Source organism: Sebaldella sp. S0638, assembly GCF_024158605.1.
Lineage (GTDB): Bacteria > Fusobacteriota > Fusobacteriia > Fusobacteriales > Leptotrichiaceae > Sebaldella.
Genome location: NZ_JAMZGM010000112.1, coordinates 1 through 709, shown reverse-complemented (window position 1 = coordinate 709; position 709 = coordinate 1). Strand labels below are relative to the sequence as shown.

Genomic DNA, 709 nt, shown 5'->3' with positions numbered 1-709 from the left:
TAGGGAAAAAATACTTCAAATAGAAAATCTTGAAGAAGATAAGATGAATAAAAAGGCGGATACAATATCCAAATTAATACAATCAGGCTATGAGATAGAGGATACAGAGCTACAAGAGATATTTGGATATAAGACATTAAAGAAAAAGGAACAACAGCAACAAAACAGTCCATTTACAGAATTTTCCAAGAAAAATACTGAAGATAGTAATAAAAAGACACTTGAATATCTGGAGAGACTCAGGAAAAGAGTAGTACCTGAAATAAGTAAAAAGATAAAAGGTCAGATAAAAAACATTACTTCTATAGAAGATATAAAAAATATAGATACAGGAATAAAGGACCATGAAAACAGCTTAATTCTATCAGAATTATGGGGGAGTTATCTCACAATAAAAGATAGAAGTAAGATATCTGAATACAAAAAGAAGAGTGAGTTTGCCATATATTCTGAAATAGACCTTCAGGATATATTCAACATGACTTTCAATGAAGCAATAAACTGGCTACTTAACAGAGAACCCCAGATGTATGATCAGATTCAAAAAGTGATAGATAAGTACCGGACTGAATATTTCTGGATAAAACAAAGTACGGATTTAGAAGTAACGAAAACATTGTATGCAGAGCTGTTAAAGAATCTGGAACTTGGCCAGACCTTTGAAGACTTTAAAAAGAACATAGATATTGAAAGCTTAGGCTTTGGAAAA

1 pseudogene is annotated in these 709 nt (G+C 31.2%); it reads left to right on the top strand.

Features of this window, described 5'->3' with window-relative positions:
* Nucleotides 1–709: pseudogene (locus NK213_RS17840) on the top strand (phage head morphogenesis protein); the annotation flags it as partial.